The organism is Gordonia sp. 135 (assembly GCF_009720185.1).
GTDB lineage: Bacteria > Actinomycetota > Actinomycetes > Mycobacteriales > Mycobacteriaceae > Gordonia > Gordonia alkanivorans.
In genome coordinates this window covers 3,749,134-3,772,293 of the sequence record NZ_CP046257.1, presented here as the reverse complement: position 1 = coordinate 3,772,293, position 23,160 = coordinate 3,749,134, and the positions used below count along the sequence as shown (strand labels likewise).

The 23,160-nt window shown below is 69.9% G+C and carries 17 protein-coding genes; 12 read left to right on the top strand and 5 right to left on the bottom strand.

The annotated features are described in order from the left end of the window. Window position 1 precedes the first annotated feature (1 nt). Window positions 2–1,276, bottom strand: coding sequence for an Rv3212 family protein (locus GKZ92_RS17205; RefSeq protein WP_006360092.1), 1,275 nt, complete (start codon window positions 1,274–1,276; stop codon window positions 2–4). A gap of 18 nt (window positions 1,277–1,294) precedes the next feature. Beyond that, on the bottom strand, window positions 1,295–2,962 hold the full coding sequence (locus GKZ92_RS17200) for a DEAD/DEAH box helicase (RefSeq protein ID WP_155225470.1): 1,668 nt from the start codon (window positions 2,960–2,962) through the stop codon (window positions 1,295–1,297). 340 nt (window positions 2,963–3,302) lie between these two features. Here GKZ92_RS17200 and GKZ92_RS17195 point away from each other — a divergent pair, with 340 nt between their 5' ends. Both GKZ92_RS17195 and GKZ92_RS17190 read left to right on the top strand, forming a co-directional pair. Further along, window positions 3,303–3,995, top strand: a complete 693-nt coding sequence (locus GKZ92_RS17195) for a ferritin-like fold-containing protein (RefSeq protein ID WP_006360090.1) — start codon at window positions 3,303–3,305, stop codon at window positions 3,993–3,995. Window positions 3,996–4,108: 113 nt separating this feature from the next. Then, window positions 4,109–4,339 carry a DUF3107 domain-containing protein gene (locus GKZ92_RS17190; protein WP_006360089.1) on the top strand — a complete coding sequence of 77 codons (231 nt, stop codon included), beginning with the start codon at window positions 4,109–4,111 and terminating at the stop codon, window positions 4,337–4,339. Window positions 4,340–4,441: 102 nt separating this feature from the next. Here GKZ92_RS17190 and GKZ92_RS17185 read toward each other — a convergent pair whose 3' ends face one another. Beyond that, the gene (locus GKZ92_RS17185; RefSeq protein WP_075863905.1) at window positions 4,442–5,122 is read right to left on the bottom strand and encodes a TetR/AcrR family transcriptional regulator; all 681 of its coding nucleotides are present in this window, start codon (window positions 5,120–5,122) and stop codon (window positions 4,442–4,444) included. 66 nt (window positions 5,123–5,188) lie between these two features. On the opposite strand from GKZ92_RS17185, the gene GKZ92_RS17180 reads away from it, so the two are divergent. From GKZ92_RS17180 to GKZ92_RS17145, 8 genes are all read left to right on the top strand, one after another. Continuing rightward, window positions 5,189–6,232, top strand: a complete 1,044-nt coding sequence (locus GKZ92_RS17180) for a DUF3152 domain-containing protein (protein WP_035755133.1) — start codon at window positions 5,189–5,191, stop codon at window positions 6,230–6,232. Between the two features lie 72 nt (window positions 6,233–6,304). Then, complete coding sequence (gene moeZ / locus GKZ92_RS17175) at window positions 6,305–7,501, top strand: adenylyltransferase/sulfurtransferase MoeZ (RefSeq protein WP_035755135.1); 1,197 nt, start codon at window positions 6,305–6,307, stop codon at window positions 7,499–7,501. A gap of 59 nt (window positions 7,502–7,560) precedes the next feature. Next, window positions 7,561–8,415, top strand: a complete 855-nt coding sequence (locus GKZ92_RS17170) for a TIGR02569 family protein (RefSeq protein WP_006360085.1) — start codon at window positions 7,561–7,563, stop codon at window positions 8,413–8,415. 239 nt (window positions 8,416–8,654) lie between these two features. After that, complete coding sequence (locus tag GKZ92_RS17165; protein ID WP_155225469.1) at window positions 8,655–10,118, top strand: nitrate/nitrite transporter; 1,464 nt, start codon at window positions 8,655–8,657, stop codon at window positions 10,116–10,118. 50 nt (window positions 10,119–10,168) lie between these two features. Further along, window positions 10,169–12,751: a nitrite reductase large subunit NirB gene (nirB, locus tag GKZ92_RS17160; RefSeq protein WP_155225468.1), complete on the top strand. Its 2,583-nt coding sequence runs from the start codon at window positions 10,169–10,171 to the stop codon at window positions 12,749–12,751. Continuing rightward, window positions 12,748–13,158, top strand: coding sequence for a nitrite reductase (NAD(P)H) small subunit (locus GKZ92_RS17155; protein WP_006360082.1), 411 nt, complete (start codon window positions 12,748–12,750; stop codon window positions 13,156–13,158). Before nirB ends, GKZ92_RS17155 begins: the two co-directional genes overlap by 4 nt. Further along, a complete protein-coding gene (locus GKZ92_RS17150) occupies window positions 13,155–14,345 on the top strand; it encodes a uroporphyrinogen-III synthase (RefSeq protein ID WP_006360081.1) in 1,191 nt (396 codons plus the stop codon). The genes GKZ92_RS17155 and GKZ92_RS17150 overlap by 4 nt, the downstream gene beginning before the upstream one ends. Before the next feature lie 36 nt (window positions 14,346–14,381). Next, on the top strand, window positions 14,382–15,125 hold the full coding sequence (locus GKZ92_RS17145; RefSeq protein WP_006360080.1) for a sirohydrochlorin chelatase: 744 nt from the start codon (window positions 14,382–14,384) through the stop codon (window positions 15,123–15,125). Between the two features lie 10 nt (window positions 15,126–15,135). On the opposite strand, the gene GKZ92_RS17140 is transcribed toward GKZ92_RS17145, so the two are convergent. Continuing rightward, entirely contained in the window at window positions 15,136–15,435 is a 300-nt protein-coding gene (locus GKZ92_RS17140; RefSeq protein WP_035755140.1) for an MGMT family protein, read from the bottom strand. A 7-nt stretch (window positions 15,436–15,442) separates the two neighbouring features. Continuing rightward, window positions 15,443–16,228 carry an alpha/beta fold hydrolase gene (locus tag GKZ92_RS17135; RefSeq protein ID WP_035755142.1) on the bottom strand — a complete coding sequence of 262 codons (786 nt, stop codon included), beginning with the start codon at window positions 16,226–16,228 and terminating at the stop codon, window positions 15,443–15,445. Between the two features lie 99 nt (window positions 16,229–16,327). Here GKZ92_RS17135 and GKZ92_RS17130 point away from each other — a divergent pair, with 99 nt between their 5' ends. After that, a complete protein-coding gene (locus GKZ92_RS17130; RefSeq protein ID WP_035755144.1) occupies window positions 16,328–19,729 on the top strand; it encodes an ATP-dependent helicase in 3,402 nt (1,133 codons plus the stop codon). Beyond that, entirely contained in the window at window positions 19,722–23,117 is a 3,396-nt protein-coding gene (locus GKZ92_RS17125; protein ID WP_155225467.1) for an ATP-dependent helicase, read from the top strand. The genes GKZ92_RS17130 and GKZ92_RS17125 overlap by 8 nt, the downstream gene beginning before the upstream one ends. The last annotated feature ends 43 nt before the right edge of the window (window positions 23,118–23,160 follow it).

Below are 23,160 nucleotides of genomic sequence, written 5' to 3'. Positions count from 1 at the left end.
GTCAGGCCGGTCCGAAGGCCTCGACCGTCGTGCCGCGCTGTTCGACGACCATCTCGCCGATGACCCGCAGGCTCACCACGCCGTCCGGTGCGGTGCTGCGGGTGAGTGGGATCGACCGGATCTCACGTCCACCGGCCACGTCGCGCACGCTGATCCCGGACGCACTCGGCAGCAGGAGTTGCCCCGCCATCACCTCACCGGGGCCGAGTGTCGCCGGTACCTGGTAGATCGGTTTGAGGCTCTGCGCATCCAGCACCACGGTGGCCTTGCCGGTCCAGTAGGTGACGACGCCGTCGCCCCCGAGCGGGACGCTGTCCTTCGGAGGAATGGCGTCCCCGGCGACGGTGTTCGAGCCGGTGGCCACGCCCTCGGAGTCGAAGCGGCGGATCGACGGTCCGCTGTCACCGCCGAGCGCCGGTGGTTCGGCCGGACTCGCACCGCCGTCGTAGACGGCGATACCCGTCGACGACATCGCGATCACCACCGGCGGAGGTCCGCTGACGTCGCCGGTGATCAGCGTCGAACCGTACTGCTCGACGCGTTCGTCGTCGTCGAGGAGGGCGCCCAGCACGGTCAGCCGGTAGCCCGGGTCGTCGGCACAGCGTTCGACGACGGACAGGCGGTCGCCGGTGATGGCCGAGGAGTAGATGACGCAGTCCTTGCGCTTGGCCTCGTCCTCGGGGCGCACGGGTGCCTCCACGCGGCCGTACTCGATGCCGCGGACCAGGTTCGAACCCCACGTCTCCAGTCGCCCGGAGCCCTGGGCGACCACGTATCCGTAGTCGCTGACCAGCCGGAGCTCGTCGTCGGCGTCACTGGTCCGGGAGCCCTTGCGGGCACCGGTCTTCGCGTCGAGAGCGGTGACCTCCGAGCAGCCCCGCGAGTTGCGGTAGACCGCGAGCGCGAGGTCGGTGCTGGCGGTCCAGGCGGTGTCGACGACGCAGAGGTCGAGGTCCCGGCGATAGGACCACAGTTCGTCCCCCGAAGCGGGGTCGCGTCCGACGACGGTGCCGCCGTCGCCGGTCACCACCACCGAATCGGCGATCGCCGGGACGACGGTGGCGTCGGAGGCGGCCTGCCAGCGCGGCGCGAACGCGTCCGGAACCGCCGCGGGCTGTTCGACCTCGGGTGGGGTGGACTGCGCCTGAACGCTGGTCGTCCCGCGGACGGGGCTCACCAGCCAGGCGATCAGCCCGGCAACGGCGACGAGCACGATGATGGTCGCGGTGATCGCGAGATCGATCGGCCGGCGCCGCTCCGGTTTGACGCGTGCCACGCGTGGACTCGTGGTGGGTTACTCGGCTGCGGCCGGTGCGGACTGTGCGGCGACCGGGGTCGCGTCGGAGCCTGCACCCGAACCCTCGCCCGCCGTCGCGCGGTTGGCGCCGCCCCGACGGCGACGGCGACGACGCGGCTTCGAGGTTCCCTCGGCGGTGTCGTCCCCGGAGGTCTTCGCCTCGGCGTCGTCGGTGGTGCTCGTGGTGGTCTCGCTCGTGGTGGTCTCGCTCTTGGTCGTCTCGGCGCTTGCGGCATCGTCGCCCTGGCCGCCGCGGGTACGACGACGGGTGCGGGTGGAACGCTTACGCGGCTCCCGATCCTCGCGCGTCTCGCGGGTCTCGTTCGGGTCGCGCGCCGGCTTGGCGGCCACGATCCGGCCGGTGACCGAGTCCGGGATGGACATCTCCTCGTGCAGGTGCTCGGAGGTGGAATAGGTCTCCGCGGGCTCGGGGATGCCGAGTCCGAGGGCCTTGTCGATGAGCTCCCAGCGGTGCAGCTCGTCCCAGTCCACGAGGGTCACCGCGATCCCGGTGCGGCCCGCGCGGCCGGTACGGCCGATCCGGTGGACGTATGTCTTGTCGTCCTCGGGGCACTGGTAGTTGATCACATGGGTCACGTCGTCGATGTCGATGCCGCGGGCGGCGACGTCGGTGGCGACGAGGACGTCGATGGTGCCGTTCCGGAACCGGCCGAGGGCCTTCTCACGGGCGATCTGACCGAGGTCGCCGTGCACGGCGCCCACCTTGAATCCGCGCTCGGCGAGGTCGTCGGCGACCTTCTGGGCGGTGCGCTTGGTACGCGTGAAGATCATCGTCGCGCCGCGACCGTCGGCCTGCAGGATGCGGGCCACGAGTTCGGCCTTGTCCAGCGCGTGAGCACGGTAGGCGTACTGCTTCGTGCGGTCGTGCACGGCGGAGTCGTTGGCGTTCTCGGCCCGGATGTGCGTCGGCCGATGCAGGAAGGTGCGGGCCAGGGTGACGATCGGGCCGGGCATGGTCGCCGAGAAGAGCATCGTCTGACGCGGCGTCGGCAGCGCGGACATGATCCGCTCGATGTCCGGCAGGAAGCCGAGGTCGAGCATCTCGTCGGCCTCGTCGAGGACGAGGATCGAGACCTTGCCGAGCACGAGGTGTCCCTGCTGGGCGAGGTCGAGGAGGCGGCCCGGGGTGCCCACAACGACGTCGACGCCGGACTGCAGTTCGGCGATCTGCGCCTCGTAGGGGCGGCCGCCGTAGATCGAGGTGATCTTCAGCATGCGGTTGGTGCCAGTGTCCTTCGGCCCGCTCGCTCCGCTCCCGGCGCCGGGGGCAAGGGTGACGTCGGTCTTGCGGGCGGCGATCTCGAGGTCGCTGGTGACCTGCACGCAGAGTTCGCGGGTGGGCACGATGATCAGCGCGCGAGGGGTGTTGTCGAGGGGGCGGACACCCGTTGCCTCGGCGTTGGCGAGGCGATGGAGCAGCGGGATGCCGAAGCCGTAGGTCTTGCCCATGCCGGTACGGGCCTGACCGATGAGGTCGTCCCCGCCCATGGCGAGGGGGAGGGTCAGTTCCTGGATGGCGAACGTCTGGGTCTTGCCGTCGTCGGCGAGTGCCGAGACGATGCGCTCGTCCACGCCGAGTTCGGCGAAGGTGGGGGCGGTGTGGGTTTCGTCGACGATGGTCGTCTGCACGGCCGAATCGCTCATATGCGTGTGTTGCCTTTCTGGCCAGTCTCTTGCGCGCGTGTGATTCCTGCGCGCACGAGGAAAAAGCTCGAAAGTGCGCGCGCAAATGTCGTGGTGGCACCGGGGATTCGACCGAGGTGTCGTGAGACGGACTCTTCGATCCGGCGAGGAACTCGCTGTCTCGATCCCGCGAGGAGATCGCGAGGGGGCGTCGTCACATCCAATCGGCCGCATCCACACGCTCGCGCCGGCGAGCACGCGATGATCACGCAGCTCAGCGGGCAGGCGCCGGGGGGTCCCGTCGGAGTGCACCGAAGTCGAGTGTACTTGGTGCTTCCGGAGAGGCCGCTACCATCACCTCATGGCGCCTGTACCCGACCCCTCCGACATCACCCCGGTAGCTGCGATCGAGACCCAGGACCGCGTGGTCGGGAAGCTGTTCGCGGTGCTGCTGGCCGGCGAGTTCGCCGCCTTCCATCGGCTCATCGAGGAGTCGGCGATGGCTCCCGACGTGCCCAGCAAGATCGCGATCGCGCGGATGGCCGCCTCCGAGGTCGGCCACTTCGACCGCCTCGCCGAGCGGGTCGAGACGATGACGGGCCTCACCGCCGCCGAGGCGGTGGAACGGTACCGGTCGGTCTTCGACCAGTACCACCGGGCCACCACCCCGAAGACCTGGTACGAGGCGCTGGTCAAGGCCTACGTCGGTGACGGTCTGGCCTCCGATTTCTACGTCGAGCTGTCCGACATGCTCCCGCCCGACTCGCGCACCGTGATGGCCGAGGTGATGGCGGAGACCGCCAACTCGGCGTTCGCCCGCGAGCAGGTCCGGGCGGCCGTCGAGGCCGATCCGTCGATCAAGTCCGCGCTGGTCCTGTGGGGGCGCCGTCTGCTGGGCGAGGCCATCACCCATGCGCAGTGGGTGCTCGCGGCCGAGGAGGAGGTCACCGATCTGCTGTTCTCCGGGGGCTCCTCGCTGTCGGGGGTCGCCCACTTCTTCGACGCGGTCGCGGCCAAACACGGCGAGCGCATGGCCGATCTCGGTCTCGGCTGACCAATCCGCTCGTTCCCTTGCTTTTTCGCTGTCAGCGGAGCGGCTGTCCGGTCCCGTGACCGCTGGACTAGCCTTGTGCGGCAAGCGTTGTTGACACCGGAGGAGGGCGGCACATGGCCGTGGAAGTGAAGATCGGCATCACCGACAGCCCGCGTGAGCTGACCGTCGCGACGTCGCTGACCAGCGACAAGGCCTATGCCGAGGTCGAGGCGGCACTCGGCGGCAAGCAGCAGTTGCTGGCCCTGGTGGACGAGAAGGGCGCCCGTTACCTGATCCCGGTCACCAAGATCGCCTACGTCGAGGTCGGGGCGTCGGAGAACCGTCGCGTCGGGTTCGGTTCCTGAGGCGGGACACAGACCAACGAACAAGGGTCCGGTGCGCACCTCGCGATCACTCGCGAAGGTCGCACCGGACCCTTGTCGTCGGTCTGGGTCTGTCGTCTGAGTTCAGGACTGACCGTAGTCGGTGTCCTCCGCCGGGGTCTCCGCGTCGGTCTGCGGTGCGGCCTGGCGCGGGAAGTGGGACAGACCGCCCCAGAGCAACGCGACGGTGGTGTCGACGGCCGTCTGCTTGTCCACGGGACGCTTGGCCTCGAGCCAGTAGCGCGCGTTGACCTGGCTGGCCCCGACGAGCCCGGAGGCGAGCATGCGGGAGCGGTACGGATCGAGACCGGAATCGTGCATGACCAGGCCGTACACTGCGTCCACGCAGGCCTCGGTGGCACCTTCGACGCGGCGGATGACCGCGGGGTCGGAGGCATCGGAGGAGAAGATCAGCCGGTAGCCGGAGTTGTCCTGGTCGATGAAGTCGAAGAAGGCCTCGACGGCGGCACGGACGCGCTTCCGGTTGTCGGTGGTGGTGCGCAGGGCGGTGTTCACGTCGCTGACCAGCTTCTCGGCATGCGAGTCGACGACCGCGATGTAGAGGTCCAGCTTCGACGGGAAATGCTGATACAGGACGGGTTTGCTCACTCCCGCGTGCACGGCGATCTCGTCCATCCCCGCGGCGTGGTAGCCGCGTTCGACGAAGATCTCACTGGCCGCATCGAGCAACTGCATGCGCCGTGCGCTGCGAGGCAGGCGCGTACTGCGTCCGGGAACCGAGGACGCGTTGGTTGCGGTCGACATGGCGAAGATCGTACTCGGGAGACCTTCCTGCGCAGTATCTGCGGTCCGCTGTGAGAAAGTTGTCCCGTGAGCCGCGCAGAGGATGGTGGCACCGGCCTTGATCAGGGACCGGTGCGCACCAAGGATGTCGGCCCGAGATCGTCGGGACGCCCCAAGCCGGACCAGCCGCTTCGGGCGCGCTGGGACCCGACCGATGACAGCGGCCGTCCCCGCGTCGACCGCGAGGCACAGCCCGAGTACAAGAAGCAGTCGTCGCTCGGCCGCTTCGTCTCGACGTACGGCTGGCGCGCCTACGCCATCCCGGTCCTCACGGTTCTCACGATCGCGCTGATCGTGGTGACCATCCAGGACGGGCGCGGTTCCGATCTGGCCCCGACCGCCGCGGTCAACCCGGACTCGGCTGCCCGCAACACCGACATCAACACCGAGACCCGCCCGATCGGTGCGCCGACTGGCGACATCCAGGCCGCCGCGCTGCCGGCCGGCACCCTTCCGCAGGGCGGACCGTTCACCACGCAGGGCCGCCAGACCTTCCGGGTGCTGCGCGGCGCGGGACCGAAGGTCGGCACCGGAGGCCAGGAGTACACCTACACCGTCGAGGTGGAGAACGGCCTGAACCCGCAGGACTACGGCGGCGACCCGACCTTCGCGAAGATGGTCGACATGACGCTGGCCAATCCGCGCAGCTGGATCGGCGACGGGCGCGTGAGCTTCCGGCGCATCGACCGCGGGGAACCGGACCTGCGCATCACCCTGGTCTCCACCGGCACGACCCGCGAACTGTGCGGGTACCAGATCAGGCTGGAGACCTCGTGCTACTACCCGCCGCAGGAGCGCGTGACCCTCAACGAGGCCCGCTGGGTCCGCGGGGCGCTGTCCTATCAGGGTGACGACATCGCCTACCGGCAGTACCTCGTCAACCACGAGGTCGGCCACGGACTCGGCTACGCATCGCATGAGCCGTGCCGCGAGGACGGGGCGCTCGCGCCGGTGATGATGCAGCAGTCCTTCGGCACCGACAACTCCGAGATCATGGCTCTCGACCCGGACATGAAGGCCAACCGCTCGCTCGTCTGCCGCCCGAATCCCTGGCCGTTCCCCAAGCGCTGACCCCGGGAATGAGCGGACCCTTCCGGTGGTTGTGCCAAGAGTCCGTGTACTCGCCGAATACTGGAGGCGTTCGTGTCGTCGCAAGGGTCGCTCACCGGGTCGCTGCCACCGCTCGTGGAGCCGGCAGCCGAACTGAGCAACGAAGAGGTGGCCCGCTACAGCCGCCACCTGATCATCCCGGATGTCGGGATGGACGGGCAGAAGCGCCTGAAGAACGCGAAGGTGCTCGTGATCGGCGCGGGCGGACTCGGTTCGCCGACGCTGCTGTACCTCGCCGCGGCGGGTATCGGCACCATCGGCATCGTGGAATTCGACATCGTCGACGAGTCCAACCTGCAGCGCCAGGTCATCCACGGACAGTCCGACATCGGGCGCCCGAAGGCCGAGAGCGCGCGGGACTCGATCCTCGAGATCAATCCCTACGTCACCGTGAACATCCACGATCAGCGACTCGAACCCGAGGGCGCGATCGAGCTGTTCTCGCAGTACGACCTCATCCTCGACGGCACCGACAACTTCGCGACCCGCTACCTGGTCAACGACGCCGCGGTGCTCGCGCACAAGCCCTACGTCTGGGGATCGATCTACCGTTTCGAGGGTCAGGCGTCGGTGTTCTGGGAAGACGCCCCCGACGGTCGCGGCATCAACTACCGCGACCTCTACCCGCAGGCCCCGCCGCCCGGGATGGTGCCGTCGTGCGCCGAGGGCGGTGTCCTCGGCATCCTGTGCGCCTCGATCGGATCGATCATGGGTACCGAGGCCATCAAGCTCATCTGCGGCATCGGCGAGCCGCTGCTCGGCCGCCTCATGGTCTACGACGCCCTCGACATGACATACCGGACCATCAAGATCCGCAAGGACCCGGAAGGCGAGCGCATCGCCGGCCTCATCGACTACGACGACTTCTGCGGTGTGGTCTCCAGCGAGGCCTCCGACGCCGCGGCCGGGTCGACGCTCACCGCCGCCGAACTCAAGCAGAGGATCGACGCGGGGGAGAAGCTCGCGATCATCGACGTACGTGAACCGGTCGAGTGGGACATCGTCCGGATCGAGGGCGCGACCCTGATCCCGAAGGGCGAGATCCTCTCCGGCGAGGGCCTGGCGAAGGTTCCGCAGGATCGCCCTACGGTCCTCTACTGCAAGACCGGCATCCGGTCGGCCGAGGCACTCGCCGCACTCAAGCGGGCCGGTTTCGCCGACGCCACGCACCTGCAGGGCGGGGTGACCGCCTGGGCCAACCAGGTCGACAAGACGTTGCCGGTCTACTGACCGCCGTTCCCACCGCGTGCCTTCTCGAATCGGTCACCTGCGCTCGGTAATCTGGCCTGGTGAATACCGTCGAGCCGCCCGAACACGTGTTGAACACGTTCGGGCTCACCTCCCATCCGCCCGTCGCCATGGGCGAATCATGGATCGGTGGCTGGCGCGTCGGTGAGGTCGTGCTGTCGCTCGTGCCCGACCACGCGCGCGCCGCCTGGTCGGCCGCCGTCCGCGAGACGCTCTACGTCGAGGGCATGCGGATCGCACGCCCGTTCCGCGCCACCGACGGCCGCTACGTCGTCTCGGGTTGGCGTGCCGACACCTACATCGCCGGAACACCCGAGCCGCGCCACGACGAAGTGGTCCTCGTCGCCGACCGCCTGCACGAGGCGACCGCAACCCTCGAACGTCCGCGCTTCCTGCTGCAGCCGCCCGCGCCGCCGCACACCGACGTCGACGTCTTCACCGCCGCCGACCGCGCCGCGTGGGAGGAGGTCCCGTTGCGCTCGGCCCGTGCCGCGGGCATGGCCGAGCCGACCGCACCCGACGGGGTGCAGAGCGTCGAGATGCTGAGAACCCTTGCGAAGCTTCGCAAGCCGGTCGACCTGCCGTCCCAGGTCGTGCACGGCGACCTGTTCGGCACCGTGCTCTTCGCCGGTGCCGCGGCGCCCGGCATCACCGACATCGTCCCGTACTGGCGACCTGCTCCGTGGGCGGCCGCGGTCGCGGTGGTCGACGCCCTCGCCTGGGGCGGCGCCGACACCGAACTCATCCAGCGGTGGTCCGATCAGCCGGAGTGGCCGCAGATGATGCTGCGGGCGACGATGTTCCGTCTGGCCGTCCACGCGCTGCACCCGCGCTCGACCGCCGGCGCACTGCCCGGGTTGCAGCGGGTCGTCGAGCTGGTACGTTTGCTCGTATAACCGCAGCTCACAGCCCCGATCTGAGTTTGTCGGAGTTCTCACAGGGCCCTTGGGGTGAAGTGAGAACAACGTGACGGTCCGGTCACCTCGCGGAAAATCCGCGCAACACGCCCCCGGGATGCTTGGTCTCAGTCGCACGACACAGGTGTCGGCGTCCGATATGACAGTTCGCTGTCGTGTCGAGAAGACAGCCCGCACTGCTCGTGCAGTGACCACCAAGCATCGGAAGACGGGGACGAATGGCCTTCGCAGACCTCAGAACACAGCTCAAGCGTGACCACACGATCACCGACTGGGACCCGGAGGATCGCGTCGCCTGGGAGAACGGCAACGCCGCGATCGCCAAGCGCAACCTCGTCTGGTCGGTGATCTGCGAACACGTCGGCTTCTCCATCTGGTCGCTGTTCTCGGTGATGGCCCTGTTCATGGGTCCCGAGTACGGCATCAGCATGGATCAGAAGTTCGTCATCGCCGCGACCGCGACCCTCGTCGGCTCGTGCCTGCGCATTCCCTACACCCAGGCCACCGCGAAGTTCGGTGGACGCAACTGGGCCATCTTCTCCGCCATCGTGCTCCTCATCCCGACGGGCCTGACGATGATGCTGATGATGAACCCGGGCGAGTTCGGGTTCGGCTGGTTCCTCGCGGTCGCGGCCATCACCGGCTTCGGCGGCGGCAACTTCGCCTCCTCGATGACCAACATCAACGCCTTCTACCCGCAGCGACTCAAGGGCTGGGCGCTGGGCCTCAACGCCGGCGGCGGCAACATCGGCGTCCCGGTCGTCCAGGTCATCGGACTGCTGGTCATCTGGCTCTTCGCCGACCAGCCCGAGCTTGTCTGCGCGATCTACCTGGTGGCACTTGCGGTCGCGGGCATCGGCGCGGCGATCTACATGGACAACCTCGACCATCAGACCGCCAGCGGCAAGGCGATGATCGACTGCCTCAAGTACCGCGACACCTGGCTCATCTGCCTGCTCTACATCGGCACCTTCGGCTCGTTCATCGGTTTCGGTTTCGCGTTCAGCCAGGTCCTCAACATCAGCTTCACCTCTGCCGGCGCCTCCAAGCCCGCCCTCGCGGCGGCGCAGATCGCCTGGATCGGACCGCTTCTCGGCTCGCTGGCCCGTCCCTACGGCGGCAAGCTCGCCGACCGTATCGGCGGCGGCAAGGTGACGCTGTACTGCTTCATCGCGATGGCCGCGTCGGCGTCGATCCTCGTGATCGCCGGTATGTCGGCCGACGCCAACGGGAAGGTGATCAGCGGCGGTGTCCTCGCGGCCTTCATCACCGGCTTCATCCTGCTGTTCCTGATCTCCGGGATCGCCAACGGTTCGGTCTACAAGATCATCCCGACGATCTGGGAGCACAAGGCGCAGACGCTGTCGGGTCTGAACGCCTTCGGCAAGTCCACCTGGTCGCGCAGCATGTCCGGCGCGCTCATCGGCATCGCCGGTGCGGCCGGCGGCCTCGGCGGTGTCGGCATCAACCTGGTGCTGCGGTCCAGCTACAAGTCCAATCAGTCGGCGACGCAGGCATTCTGGGTGTTTCTCACCTTCTATGTGGTGGCCGCGGTGGTCACCTGGTGGTTCTACGCACGACGCCCGATCGTCGTCGGCGAGACCACCGACCTGCCGGTCGCGGAGACCGCAGGCACCACCGCCGGCACCGGCGAGCCGGTCACCAAGGAAGCGCTGGCCTGAGTTCACCCGCGGCGCAACCCGACCAACAGGCAAGGCACAGGGAGTAGACAATGAGCAGCGAGACCAGCACCGGCCGCAACACCGTCGTCGTGATTGGTCACGGCATGGTCGGCCACCGCTTCGTGCAGGAGATGCGCAAGCGTGACACCGACAACCGGTGGCGCGTCGAGATCGTCAGCGAGGAAGCCGATCCGGCCTACGACCGCGTGGGTCTGTCCTCCTACGTCGGTGCGTGGCAGCGCGATGCGCTCGCGCTGGACGGCAATACCTACGACGGTGACGATCTCGTCGTCACGCATCTGGGGGAGACCGTCACCGGCCTCGATCGGGCGCAGCGTCGGGTGGTGACCTCCGCGGGACGCGAGATCGACTACGACGCACTCGTTCTCGCGACGGGTTCCTACGCCTTTGTGCCGCCGGTGCCGGGGCACGACAACTCCAAGTGTTTCGTCTACCGCACACTCGACGACCTCGACGACATCCGGGCGGCCGCCGACACGGCCGGCCCGGGTGCGACGGGCGTCGTGGTCGGCGGTGGCCTGCTCGGGCTCGAGGCGGCCAACGCCCTGAAACTGATGGGCCTCAAGCCGCATGTGGTCGAGTTCGCACCGCGGCTCATGCCGATGCAGGTCGACGCCGGCGGCGGGGCGATCCTGAAGAACCTCGTCACCGACCTCGGCCTCGAGGTCCATACCGGCGTCGGCACCTCGGAGATCGCCGACGGCGAGAACGGTGGCCTGCGTGTCACGCTCTCGGACGAATCGCTGATCGACGCCTCGCTGGTCGTCTTCTCGGCCGGTGTCCGACCCCGCGATCAGCTCGCCCGCGACGCGGGCCTGGCGGTAGCGGAGCGCGGCGGTGTCCTCGTCGACACGAACTGCGTCACCGACGACGAGCACATCTTCGCCATCGGTGAGGTCGCCGCGGTCGAGGGTCGCTGCTACGGACTCGTCGCGCCCGGCTATTCGACGGCCGAGGTCGTCGCCGACCGCCTGCTCGGCGGATCGTCGACCTTCCCCGGCGCCGACCTGTCGACCAAGCTGAAGCTGCTAGGTGTCGACGTCGCCAGCTTCGGAGACGCGTTCGCGACCACGGAGAACGCGCTCGAGATCACGTACCACGACGCGGTCGCGGGCCGCTACGCCAAGATCGTCGTCAGCGACGACGCGAAGACCCTGCTCGGCGGCATCCTCGTCGGGGATGCCTCGGCCTACGCGCTGCTCAAGCCGATGGTCGGTCGCGAGATCCCCGGCGACCCCGCTGCCCTGATCGCTCCCGAGGGCGGCACCGGCGTCGGCATGGACGCGCTGCCCGACGATGCCGAGATCTGCTCCTGCAACGGGGTGTCGAAGGGCTCGATCTGCTCGGCCATCGCCGACGGCGCCTGCGACATCGCCGCGATCAAGGGCTGCACCTCGGCCGGCACCACCTGCGGCGGCTGCCTGCCGAGCATCAAGCAGCTCCTCTCCGCGTCGGGCGTCGAGCTCAGCACGTCGCTGTGCGATCACTTCGCCCAGTCGCGCGCCGAACTGTTCGAGATCGTCGCCGTCACCGGCATCCGGACCTTCTCCGAACTCATCGACCGCTTCGGCACCGGCCTGGGTTGCGAGATCTGTAAGCCGACCGTCGCCTCGATCCTCGCCTCCACGTCGAGCGATCACATTCTCGACGGCGAGCAGGCCGCCCTGCAGGACACCAACGATCACTTCCTCGCGAACATGCAGAAGAACGGCTCGTACTCGGTGGTGCCGCGCATGCCGGGCGGCGAGGTCACGCCCGAGCAGCTCATCGTCATCGGCGAGATCGCCCGCGACTACGGGCTGTACACCAAGATCACCGGCGGCCAGCGCATCGACCTGTTCGGCGCCCGCGTCGACCAGCTGCCCGAGATCTGGCGGCGCCTCGTCGACGCCGGGATGGAGTCCGGTCACGCCTACGGCAAGAGCCTTCGCACGGTGAAGAGCTGCGTCGGCTCCACCTGGTGCCGCTACGGCGTCCAGGATTCGGTCGGCATGGCGGTCTTCCTCGAGAAGCGATACCGGGGTCTGCGGTCGCCGCACAAGATCAAGTTCGGCGTCTCGGGATGCGCCCGCGAATGCGCGGAGGCCCGCGGCAAGGACGTCGGCGTCATCGCCACCGAGAACGGCTGGAACCTCTACGTCGGCGGCAACGGCGGTCAGAGTCCCAAGCACGCGCAGCTGCTGGCCAGCGGAGTGGATGACGACACGCTGGTCGCCTACATTGATCGGTACCTCATGTTCTACATCCGGACTGCCGACCGACTGCAGCGCACAGCCCCGTGGCTGGAGTCGCTCGACGGCGGTCTGGACCATCTCAAGGCCGTCGTCTGCGACGACAGCCTGGGGCTCGCCGCCGAACTCGAGGACGCGATGGCCCGGCACGTGGCCGGGTACACCGACGAATGGGCGGCGGTGCTCGACGACGAGGACAAGTTGAAGAGGTTCGTGTCGTTCGTGAACGCACCCGACGTGGTCGACCCGACCATCCGGTTCGCCGAATACGAACGTAAGGTGCCGGTGCTGCTCGACATGCCGCAGGTGCGTCCGGGAGCGGACGCGGACACCGGGCCGGTTGTGGACGCGGCGCCGGTGAAGGAAGGAGTGCCGACATGACCATCGCACCAGACGAGACCGGGCAGATGCCCGGGACGGTCGAGGGGAGTTGGATGCGGGCCTGCCCGATCGACGACCTGATCGTCGGCCGCGGCGTCGCGGTGCTCGGTCCGCGCGGTGAGCAGGCGGCGCTGTTCCGCCTGCCGGCCGCCGAGACCGACCGCGAGGCCGCACCCGGCCGTTCCCGCCTGTACGCCATCGGCAACATCGACCCGTTCGGCCGCGCCGCGGTCCTCTCGCGCGGACTCACCGGGGACCGCGCCGGCGAGCCGACGGTCGCCTCGCCGCTGGGCAAGCAGGTGTTCGCACTGCGGACCGGCGTCTGCCTGGACGACGAATCGGTCTCCGTGCCGAGCTACGGCGTGCGCGTCGTCGAGCGGATCGTCGAGGTGTTCTTTCCCGCGTGAACGCCATCAATCTTCCCGGTGACCCGACCGACCCGGACCCGTTGCCCGCCGACCCGCTACCACTGACCGGATTCACCATCGGCATCACCGCGGCGCGTCGTGCCGAGGAGTTCGCCGCACTGCTCGAACGACGCGGTGCCCGGGTGGTCCAGGCTCCGACGATTCGCATCCTGCCGCTCGTCGACGACACCGAACTCGAGCGGGTGACCGAGGAGATCATCGCCTCGCCGCCGCAGATCATGGTGGCGACCACCGGCATCGGTTTCCGCGGTTGGATCGAGGCGGCCGACGGCTGGGGCAACGCCGAGGACGTGCTGCGTTCGCTGTCGCAGAGCAGGCTGATCGCGCGCGGTCCCAAGGCGAAGGGCGCCATCCGCGCCGCGGGACTGCGCGAGGAGTGGTCGCCGGAGAGCGAGTCCTCCTCGGAGGTGCTCGACCACCTGCTCGCCGAGGGCGTCGAGGGTGTGCGGATCGCCGTCCAGCTGCACGGCGCGACGAGCGAATGGGAACCGCTGCCGGACTTCTGCACCGTCCTGCGGGCCGCGGGCGCCGTGGTCGTGCCGATCCCGGTCTACCGCTGGAACATGCATCCCGACGTGGCGCGCATCGACAAGATGATCGCGCAGGTGCTGCGCGGTGACCTCGACGCGATCACCTTCACCAGTGCGCCGGCGGCGGCGTCGATCCTCACCCGCGCCAAGGAACTCGGCAAGCTGCAGCAGTTCGTGCACGCACTGCGCACCGCGGTCCCGGTGATGTGTGTGGGATCGGTGACCGCGAGTCCGCTGGAGGCGCTGCAGATCCCGACGACGTATCCGCGCCGGTTCCGGCTCGGCGCGCTCGCGCGCCTGATCACCGACGAGCTCCCGCGCCGCGCCCACGTGCTGCGAGTCGCCGGACACGACACCGCGATCCGCGGGCAGGCCGTCGTCGTCGACGGCGAGCTGAAGGACCTGTCGGCGACGGGCCTGCTGCTGTTGAAACTGCTCGCACGCAATCCCGGTCGGGTGGTGTCGCGGCAGGAGATGCTCGCGGTGCTGCCCGGCGACAGTTCCGACACCCACGCCGTCGAGGTTGCGGTCGCGCGACTCCGTGCGGCGCTGGGGGATTCGAAGATGGTCCAGACCGTCGTCAAACGCGGTTACCGCCTGGCCGTCGACCTCGAGTACGACGCCGAAGACGAATGACTGCCGAAGACAATGACCAGGTCCAGGGGAGGACACATGCGAGACAACCACGTCCGGCTCCCGCACGGCGACCGCCTGCGCGACGTCAGTCCGGTGCTGGTCGCCCACGGCACCCGTAACCCGCACGGCGTCAACGTGATCGCCGAGATCGCCGAGGCTGTTGGCGCGCGGATCGGGCTCACCCGTACCGCCTTCGTCGACGTGCTCGGACCGACGCCCAGCGAGGTGATCGCCGATCTCGACAAGCCCGCGGTCCTGGTGCCGGCCTTCCTCGCATCGGGGTACCACGTTCGCAAGGACATCCCCGAACACGTCGCTCTGGGGGGTCGAACCGACACCGTCGTGACCCGTGCGCTAGGCCCCGACCCGTCGATCGCCGCGGTGGCGCGGCTCCGACTCGCCGAGGCCGGCTGGGAACCGGGCGACGCGGTGGTCCTGGCCGCCGCCGGATCGTCGGATCAGAGTGCTTGCGGCCAGGTGCATCTGGCTGCACGGCAACTCGAGTCGCTGATCGGCGGCCGCGTGGAGGTCGGGTTCATCACGACCGCGCAACCGTCGGTGCCCGAGGCGATCGAGAGGGCGCGCCGCACCGGACGCCGCGTCGTGGTCGCCAGTTACCTGCTCGCGCCGGGACTGTTCCACCAGCGGCTCGAGACCTACGGCGCCGACGCGGTGGCCGCGCCCCTCGGACCCGACCCGCGCATCGTCGACCTCATCGTCACGCGCATGCGTGCCGCGATCAGCCCGTACCGACGAACCCCGGTGCCGCGCCTCGTCTGACCCGTCGGCGCTAGGGGATGGCCCACCGGCACTCACGCAACCGGATTCGTCCGCCGACGATCGGAACGCCCTCCGCGGCAAGCCGTTCGAGCTGACGGTTCGCGAGATGAGGTGCGGGACGGCCGCTCGCGGGGACGACCCGATGCCACGGGAGGTCGGCGGTGTCGGTGCGCATGATCCAGCCGACGATGCGGGCGCTGGACAACCCGGCCGCGCCGGCCAGGTCGCCGTAGGTGCTCACCTGACCGACCGGGATCTCCGCGACCAGGGCGCGGACGGCTTCCACCTGCTCCTCGGTGATCGCAGCCATCGGGGCCCTAGAGCAGGGAGCGGATCAGCGACGCGGACAATTCCGGTTCCAGGAACGGCACCATGTGCGCGCAGTCGACGTGGTGCACGGTCACGTCGTCACCGCGTTCGCTCGCGCAGGCCTCCAGGAACGCCGGCCGCACGAACGGCGGCTGCACCTGACCGGCGACGACGATGTGCGTCGGCACGCCCGGCGGCGGTAGGACTGCGGGCCTGGCCATCTCGCTCCACGACGCGGCGGCCGCGGGTGCGCTGACCCGCCAGCCCACCCGGCCGTGCGGGCGGGGGATGAGGTGCTCGGTGAGCTCGGCCTCGAGGATGTCGTCGGGCACGTCCGCCCAGCCTTCGGCGCGTTTGGCCGAGCGTGCGGCGTCGGCGCTCGCGTAGTCCCAGTTGTCGAGACTGTCGGTGGCGACCTGGAGCGCGAACTCGAGGTCGAGGCCCTGGGCGGGGTCGAGGAGGACGAGTCCCTTGACGGCGTCCGGCCGGCGATTGGCCAGGTGTAGCGCCAGCGCACCGCCGAACGAGTGGCCCACGATGACGATCGGCCGCCCGGCCGGGACGTGATCGTCGAGCACGGCGGACAGTGCACGAACATGATGCTCGATGCTCCACGGCGGACGCCACGGCGAACGACCGTGGCCGATGAGATCGGGAGCGACGATGCGGACACCGCTCAGGTTCTGCGCCAGCGGCTCCCAGCGACGACCGTGGCCGGTGAGACCGTGGATCGCGAGGACCGTGTCGCCCTCCGCCGAGCCGCCGCCGAAGACATACGTGTTGAGAGCTGTCACCCGTCCATCCTGCCGTATGCGCGGGTCGCGAGCCCGACCCACCCGCACCGACACCTCGGGCCGCCGGAGTCGTCGGTGCCGCATGATTCGATGGAGCCCATGAGTCGGAAACCGGGCACCCAGGCGTCGCGCAGCGCCCTGCGCGCACGGCTCGTCGCGGCGCCCGAGGCCGCGGACCGTCCCCGTGAGTGGCCGCCGGCGATCGCGCAGGTCATCGACCCTGCAGCCAGCATCCCGGCCGGCGAGGAGGAGCAGGCGTGGCGTCCGGTCCGGGTCCACGGCGGACCGGGCAGCGGCAAGACCGCCCTGATCGTCGACGCGGCCGTCGCGCGTCTGCTCGATCCCGCGACCGATCCCGAATCGGTCCTGGTTCTGGCCTCGAGCCGCCGCGCGGCGGTCGCGTTGCGCGAGGAGATCACCCGGCGCGTGCTCTCGGCCAACGCGACCGGGCGGCGCGTGCTGGGCGGAGCGCTCCGCGAACCCCTCGTGCGTACCGTGCACTCCTACGCCTTCGCGATCCTGCGCCTCCAGGCGAGTGCGCACGGCAACCCGCCCCCGCGGCTCATCACCGGCTCCGAACAGGACGTCGTGCTGCGCGAGCTGCTGGCCGGCGACATCGAGGACGGTGCGGAGTACTGGCCCGCACATCTACGGCCGGCACTCGGCACCGACGGCTTCGCGCAGGCCCTGCGCGACCTGATGATGCGGGCCGCCGAACGCGGCGTCGGCCCGGAAGAACTCGCGGCGCTGGGTCGCGAACACAAACGCCCCGAGTGGACCGCCGCGGCCCGTGCCTACGCCCAGTACGAGCAGAACATGCTGCTGCGCGGCGCGGTCGGACTCGAGACGCCCGGTGCATCGGCACCGGCGGTCGACGCCGCCGAACTGATCGGTTCGGCGCTGTCGGCCTTCGCGACCGACCCCGAACTGCTCAGCGGCGAACGCCGCCGCATCCGCCACCTGCTCGTCGACGACGCGCAGCATCTGGATCCGCAGGCGGCACAGCTGATCCGGCTGGTCGGCACCGGCACCACCTCGACGATCATCGCGGCCGACACCGATCAGTCGGTCTTCGGATTCCGCGGGGCCAGCCCACGTTTCGCCGACGGGCTCGCCGAGGCGGGATCCGAGCGCGACATCGTGCTCGAACACGACTTCCGCTCCCACCCCGATCTCGCGCGCCTGGGACGTGCGATCGCCGCACGGCTCCCCGGGGCGCGCCCGCACGCGTATCCGCAACCGGTGCAGACCGAATCCGCCGCTGGCGTGCCACGCGACGCCGCGGCGGTGCGCGTGTACGGCTCGGCGGCCAAGGAGGCCACCGCGATCGCCGATCTGCTGCGCCGCGCGCACCTGTTCGACGGCGTGCCGTGGTCGCAGATGGCCGTGATCGTCCGGTCGGTGTCCCTCGCCCTGCCTCCGCTGCGGCGCGCGTTCCGGTCGGCGGGTGTCCCGGTGACCACCCCGGCCAGCGACCTGCCGCTGCACCGCCAGCGTGCGGTGATCGCGCTGATGCTGGTGCTGCGCGTGGTCGCCGCCCGCCGCGAGGACCCGTCGACGCGGAGCGAGGCGACCCCGCAGCGCGAGCTGTTCACCACCGAGGACACGCTCACGTTGCTGTCCGGCCCGGTGGGAGCGGCCGATCCCGGCGCGATGCGGCGCCTGCGGCGTGGCATCCGACGCCTCGACGAGAAGAACGACCCGACGGCTCAACCGGATTCGCTGACCTCGCTCACCCGCGCACTCCTCGACCCCGAGCTCGGTGCGCGGTACCGCCGTGCCCTGACCGAGACCGAGGCGGCGCCGCTGGCCCGCGTACTCGACGTCGTGGCCGCCGGGCAGCGGGCACATGATGCCGGCCGCGGCGTCGAGGAGACGCTGTGGGCGGCCTGGCAGGCCACCGGTCTGGAACGACGCTGGGCGGCGTCGGCGGTCCGGGGCGGCCCGGCCGGGGAGCAGGCCGACCGCGACCTCGATGCCGTGATGGCGATGTTCGAGGCGGCGGCCAACTTCGCCGACACCCTGCCCGCCGCCGGTCCGGCCGGATTCGTCCACTACCTCTCCCAGCTGCAGATTCCGCGTGACAGCCGAACCGCCACGGCGGCAAGCGAATCGGTGACCGTTCTGTCGGCGCACGCCGCGGTGGGCCGGGAGTGGGAGGTCGTCGCGGTCGCCGGGGTCCAGGACGGGCTGTGGCCGTCGCTACGCAGCCGGGGTGGCGTGCTCTCCACCGGCGCGCTGGTCGACATCCTCGACGGCATGGACGCCGGCGCGGTCGACACCGTCGCGCGCGGCGCCACCGCACTGGCCGACGAGCGGCGGCTGTTCCTGGTCGCCTGCACGCGTGCACGCAGCAGGCTCCTCGTCACGGCGGTGGAGGACGGCAGCGGCGACGCCTCGCCGTCCCGCTTCCTCACCGAACTGGCCGATCTCGTCGACGATCCCGACGACGAAGCGCCCCAGGCCGAGCTCCGGCTCGACCCCGGCGTGGACCGCGTGCTGTCGCTCCCGTCACTGGTCGCGACCCTGCGTTCGGTGGTCATGGGCGGTGCCCACGAGCCCGATGACCGGACCCGGGCCGCCGCCCGCCTGCTCGCCGAACTCGCCGACTCCGACATCCCCGGCGCCCACCCGCGCGACTGGTTCGGGCTCGCCGAACCCAGCACCGACGCGCCGCTGTGGACGCCGGACACCGGACCCGTCGTGCTGTCGCCGTCGAATGTCGAGGCGTTGAACCGGTGTTCGCTGCGTTGGGTGCTGGAACGGAACGGCGGCCGAGACGGTGACGGTACGCCCGCGCTCACCGGAAGCCTGGTCCACACGCTCGTGCAGGCCGTTGCGGGACAGCTGGATCCGGCCGAGGTGACCGCGGCGCTGCGCGGGATCTGGGACCGGGTCGACACCGGTGCGGGTTGGTACTCGGCCCGGGAACTCGAACGCGCCGAGAGCATGCTCGGCCACTTCCGCGACTGGCTGCGGATCTCTCGTGCCGACCTCGAGGAGGTGGGTGTCGAATTGCCGGTCGACGCAACCGTTCCCGGCGGTCCCACCGGTGATCCCGACTCCGCGGATGCACCCGACGTGCGTCTGCGCGGCCGCGTCGACCGCCTCGAGACCGACTCGGCCGGACGCCCGGTGGTGGTCGACGTCAAGACGTCGAAGAACGCGATCACCAAGGCCGAGGCCGACGAGCACGCCCAGATGGCGGCCTATCAGGTCGCGCTGGCCCACGGGGGAGTGCCGCAGTTCGGAGATGTCCCGCCGGGTGGCGCACGTCTGGTCTACGTGTCCACCGCGAACCGCAATTCCGGTGCGGCCGAACGTGTCCAGTCGCCGCTGACACCGGAGATGCTCGACGAGTGGATCGGCGTCGTGCGCCGGGCCGCGCGGGCGAGCATCGGCCCGACCTTCCACGCGACACCCAACCCGGGCTGCGTGCACTGCAACCTCACCACCAGCTGCCCCGCGAAGATCCCCGGAAAGGCGGTGACCGATGACTAGCGCACCGACGACCGGCCGGACGCTGATCGGCGCGAAATCGCTGGCCGCGGCGCTCGGCCTTCCCGACCCGACCCCGGAACAGGTCGCGGTCATCGAGGCGCCGGTCGAACCGATGCTCGTCGTCGCCGGTGCCGGTGCGGGCAAGACCGAGACGATGGCCTCGCGGGTGGTGTGGCTCGTCGCCAACCAGGTCGTGGCCCCCGACGAGATCCTCGGACTCACTTTCACGCGCAAGGCCGCCAGCGAGCTCGGCGCACGCATCCGGCGTCGCCTGTCCATGTTGTCGGGCGCGCCCGCACTGCGGACCTGGGACCCGGACGGGACGCTGGCCGCGCGCTTGCGCGGCGCGGACCCCGAGGTCAGCACCTATCACGCCTACGCCGGCCGGCTGATCGCCGACTACGGTCTGCTGCTGCCCGTCGAACCGTCGTCGACGCTGCTCACCGAGACCGAACTGTGGCAGCTCGCCTTCTCGCTCGTCTCGTCGTGGCCGGGGGAGCTGAACACCAAGAAGGTTCCCGCCGGCGTCACCGAGTCGGTCCTCAAGCTGTACGGCGAGATGTCCGAACATCTCGTCGACATCGACGATCTCACCGAGGCGGGGTCGCGACTGTACGAGCTCATCGACACCCTGCCGAAAGGACCCAAGCAGCGCGACAAGCCGACGCAGGCGCTGCTGAAGGTCAAGGAGGTCATCGACGAACGGCGCGAACTGATCCCGATGGTCATCGCCCTCGGCGAGACGATGCGGGCGCAGTCCTCACTCGACTTCGGCAGCCAGATGTCACTCGCCGCAAAGCTCGTCGTGTCCAACCCGGAGGTCGTGTCCGCCGAGCGCACGGCGTTCCGCGCGGTCCTCCTCGACGAGTACCAGGACACCGGACACTCGCAGCGCGTCTTGCTGTCGACCCTGTTCGGCGGCCACGACCCGTCGCGTGAGTCGGTCGCCGTCACCGCGGTCGGTGACCCGATCCAGTCGATCTACGGCTGGCGCGGCGCGTCGGCGGCGAATCTGCCGCGATTCGCCCGGGACTTCCCCCGCCCCGACGGCACGCCCGCCGAACGTCGCGAGCTCCTCACGAGCTGGCGCAACGCGGCGCAGGGCCTCCGCCTGGCCAACCAGATCTCGGAGGAACTGCGGCGCCGCGGCATCCCGGTCTCCATCCTTCGACCCCGCCCCGACGCTCCTCACGGCACCGCGACCATCGCCCTCACCGAGACCGTTCTCGACGAACGGAACTGGATCGCCGACGAGGTCGAGCGGCGCTATCGTGCGGCCGAGACCGCCGGTGAGGCACCGCCGACCACGGCGATCCTGGTGCGGCGCAACGAGGATTCAGCTCCGCTGGCTGCGGAGCTGGAGAGCCGCGGCATCCCCACCGAGGTCGTCGGTATCGGCGGGTTGCTGCACGTCCCGGAGATCGAGGACATCGTCGCGACCCTGCGCGTGATGGCCGACCCGATGGCCGGCACCGCGGTCATGCGGCTCCTCACCGGCGCCCGCTGGCGCCTGGGGGCCAAAGACCTTGCCGCCCTGTGGCGCCGGGCCACCACGCTCGCCGCCGAGAGTTACGCGGAGGCGGGTGGCGTCGTCACCAGCCGCGAGCAACTCGACGCCGCGCTCGACGCGGTGCTGCCCACCGAGATCGTCGATCGCGCCGGAATCGCCGACGCCGTCGTCGATCCGGGTGATCCGACCGACTACAGCCCGGAGGGATACGCCCGCATCCGGGCGTTCGGCGCGCAGCTCGAATCCCTTCGCCGCCGCATCGGACAACCACTGCCCGAACTCGTCGCCGATGTGGAGAACACCATCGGCGTGGGGGTCGAGGCGCAGATCCGGGCCCGGCGCATGCGCGGTGCGATCACCGGTCGTGAACACCTCGACGCCTTCGCCGACTACGTCAGCCACTACGCCGATCGTCCCGGCGCGAATCTGCCTGGGCTGCTGGCGTTCCTCGACGCCGCCGAGTCCATCGAGAAAGGTCTCGAACCCGGCAAGATCGAGGTCGCCGAACAGCGCGTGCAGATCCTCACCGTGCACGCGGCCAAGGGGCTGGAATGGGACGTCGTGGCGATCCCGCACCTGGCCAAGGGCATCTTCCCGAGCGCCAAGGCCGACACCACGTGGCTGGGCAGCGCGCGCGAGCTGCCCGCCGACCTGCGCGGCGACCTCGCGATCCCGGCCGAGTCGGCCGACGGCACGCCCGAGGGCTTCCCGCTGCTGAAGATCGACACCGTCGGCGACCGCAAGCAACTCGAGGACGCCCTGTCCGACCACAAGGCGGCGATCGGCGAACGACGCCTCGAGGAGGATCGGCGCCTGCTCTACGTCGCCCTCACCCGCGCACGGCACGACCTGCTGATCTCCGCCCACCACTGGTCGGAAACCGGCGACAAGCCGCGCGGCGGCTCGGATTTCTTCGACGAGCTGATGGTCGCCATCGACGAGGCGATCACCGATCCGGCCGTCGACTCGACCGGCCTGTCGATCGCGGTGCGCAACCCGCCGCCCGCCGAGGATGCGACCAATCCGCTTGCCGAACGCGTTGTGGCGCAGCCATGGCCGCGTGATCCGCTCGCCGGCCGGCGCGACGCGGTGCAGGCGGCCGCAGACCTCGTCCTCGACGCCATCACCGCCCGCGAGGCGCCCGCGCTGTTCGAGGCGCCGGACGCCTCGGACGGTCCGGAGATGCTGCCGATGCCGCCGGACCCGGAGGACGAGGTGGCGGCGTGGGAGGCGGAGGTGTCGGCCCTGCTGGCCGAACACCATCAGGCCAACCAGGCGCTCGTCGAGGTGACGCTGCCGACGCACCTCTCGGTCAGCCAGCTCGTCGAACTCGACGCCGACGAGGCCGAGTTCGCGCGCCGGCTCCGCCGACCCACACCTTTCCGGCCCAACCCGATGGCGCGGCGCGGCACCGCATTCCACGCCTGGGTGGAACGCTGGTTCGGCGCGACCCGGCTGCTCGACATCGACGAACTGCCGGGCGCCGCCGACGCCACGGCCAGCCCCGACGCCGATCTCGACGCGCTCCGCGACGCTTTCCTCGCCTCGCGCTGGGCCAACCGCAGCCCCACGGAGGTGGAGGTGCCGTTCGAGACCGTGATCGGCGGCATCGTCGTGCGCGGCCGCATCGACGCGGTCTTCGCCGAGAAGGACGGGTCGTGGACGGTCGTCGACTGGAAGACCGGCGTCGTACCAGAACCGGCGAAACGGGAATCGCTGTTCATCCAGCTGGCCGCCTACCGGATCGCCTGGGCGCAGCTGGCCGGTGTGCCGGTGGAGAAGGTGCACGCAGCCTTCCACTACGTGCGTGACGGACACACCCTGGAGGCCGACGACCTGCCCGACGAGGCCACGCTCGCCGCCAAGCTCGCCAAATGAGCCCTCGCGCCGCCGGGTGGGTTACATTTCAGCGTGTGAGCGA

Excerpts from the sequence above, each read along its gene's own strand:
- GKZ92_RS17200 (WP_155225470.1), bottom strand. The coding sequence starts at position 2,962 with ATGAGCGATTCGGCCGTGCAGACGACCATCGTCGACGAAACCCACACC.
- GKZ92_RS17195 (WP_006360090.1), top strand. The coding sequence starts at position 3,303 with ATGGCGCCTGTACCCGACCCCTCCGACATCACCCCGGTAGCTGCGATC.
- GKZ92_RS17190 (WP_006360089.1), top strand. The coding sequence starts at position 4,109 with ATGGCCGTGGAAGTGAAGATCGGCATCACCGACAGCCCGCGTGAGCTG.
- GKZ92_RS17185 (WP_075863905.1), bottom strand. The coding sequence starts at position 5,122 with ATGTCGACCGCAACCAACGCGTCCTCGGTTCCCGGACGCAGTACGCGC.
- GKZ92_RS17165 (WP_155225469.1), top strand. The coding sequence starts at position 8,655 with ATGGCCTTCGCAGACCTCAGAACACAGCTCAAGCGTGACCACACGATC.
- nirB (WP_155225468.1), top strand. The coding sequence starts at position 10,169 with ATGAGCAGCGAGACCAGCACCGGCCGCAACACCGTCGTCGTGATTGGT.
- GKZ92_RS17155 (WP_006360082.1), top strand. The coding sequence starts at position 12,748 with ATGACCATCGCACCAGACGAGACCGGGCAGATGCCCGGGACGGTCGAG.
- GKZ92_RS17145 (WP_006360080.1), top strand. The coding sequence starts at position 14,382 with ATGCGAGACAACCACGTCCGGCTCCCGCACGGCGACCGCCTGCGCGAC.
- GKZ92_RS17140 (WP_035755140.1), bottom strand. The coding sequence starts at position 15,435 with ATGGCTGCGATCACCGAGGAGCAGGTGGAAGCCGTCCGCGCCCTGGTC.
- GKZ92_RS17130 (WP_035755144.1), top strand. The coding sequence starts at position 16,328 with ATGAGTCGGAAACCGGGCACCCAGGCGTCGCGCAGCGCCCTGCGCGCA.
- GKZ92_RS17125 (WP_155225467.1), top strand. The coding sequence starts at position 19,722 with ATGACTAGCGCACCGACGACCGGCCGGACGCTGATCGGCGCGAAATCG.